This is a genomic window from Bartonella sp. CB10SXKL (genome assembly GCF_042195515.1).
Classification (GTDB): Bacteria; Pseudomonadota; Alphaproteobacteria; order Rhizobiales; family Rhizobiaceae; genus Bartonella.
The window spans coordinates 1-794 of sequence record NZ_JBHION010000107.1; the positions used below are offsets into that span (position 1 = coordinate 1).

At 43.1% G+C, this 794-nt stretch carries 1 pseudogene; it reads left to right on the forward strand.

Annotation, left to right across the window (positions count from 1 at the left end):
• Nucleotides 1–794 (forward strand): annotated as a pseudogene (locus ACFIK3_RS09685) (hypothetical protein); the annotation flags it as partial.

A 794-nucleotide genomic window follows, 5' to 3' on the forward strand; every position in this document is an offset into this window, starting at 1 on the left:
CTTCTTTCACGGATTTACATAAAGAGATTACCAATGAAATTAGCACTGCTCAGGCTGATGCGTTGTTGTGGGATAAGTCCAAGGGTGCGTTTGTAGCGACGCATGGTGAAGAGAATGCAAGCAGCAAGATAACATCGCTTACCAATGGGTCTATAACTAAAGACTCAAGTGATGCTGTAGCGGGTAACCAGCTATATGCTCTAGGTGATAAAGTTGCGCAGTCTTTAGGTGGTGGCGCTAGTTATGAGAATGGAACTTGGAGTGCGCCTACATTCACGGTTAAGAGCTTTAAAGCGGATGGGGTAACAGAAGATAAAGAATATAGTACTGTTGCGTCTGCCTTTGCTGGTGTTGGAGATTCATTCGATAAAGTTAAAGATAAGTTCAGTAATATTAAGGATGAAATTACCAAAGAGATTGAAAAGGACATCACCACTGTTCAAGGCGATGCGTTGTTTTGGGATAAGTCCAAAGGTGCGTTTGTAGCGACGCATGGTGAAGAGAAGACAAACAGCAAGATAACATCGCTTTCCAATGGAGACATTAGTGCTACTTCAAGCGATGCTGTAGCGGGTAACCAGCTATATGCTCTAGGGAGCGGTGTTGCGCAATCTTTAGGTGGTGGCGCTGAATATAAGGAAGGTCAATGGAGTGCTCCAAGTTTCAAAGTTAAGACCGTTAATGAGGATGGTAGTGCTGTTGAAGAGCAGAGCTATGATGATGTTGCGTCTGCCTTTGCTGGTGTTGGTGATTCATTCATGAATATTCATAAAGAGCTTCAGAATGAGATTAAT